Consider the following 417-nt stretch of genomic DNA (forward strand, 5'->3'; position numbering starts at 1 on the left):
TGCACGCCTACTCCGCCGCCGAAGCGCGCGACATCCTGCAGCAGGAAACCGACATCGCCATCATCCTGCTGGACGTGGTCATGGAACAGGAAGACGCCGGCCTGCAACTGGTCAGCCATATCCGCAAGACCCTGGGCATGTCGGACGTGCGCATCATCCTGCGCACCGGCCAGCCCGGCTATGCGCCGGAAATCGACGCCATCCGCGATTACGACATCAACGACTACAAGACCAAGTCGGAACTGACCCGCACCAAACTCTATACCGCTGTCACCTCAGCCATCCGCTCATATGAGCAGATCTGCGCCATCTCGGCCAGCCGCCGCGGCCTGGAACTGATCATCAATGCCAGCACCGAGCTGATGGCGCTGCAGGGCCTGCAGAACTTTGCGTCCGGCGTGCTGGTGCAGATTTCGG

General features: G+C 61.9%; 1 protein-coding gene. It reads left to right on the forward strand.

Annotated elements, in window-relative coordinates; all coding sequences use genetic code 11:
• On the forward strand, positions 1 to 417 hold a 417-nt coding region (locus tag ACO0LO_RS29040), incomplete at both ends, for a DUF3369 domain-containing protein (protein WP_422970031.1).

This window comes from Undibacterium sp. TJN25 (genome assembly GCF_049339885.1).
GTDB lineage: Bacteria > Pseudomonadota > Gammaproteobacteria > Burkholderiales > Burkholderiaceae_D > Undibacterium.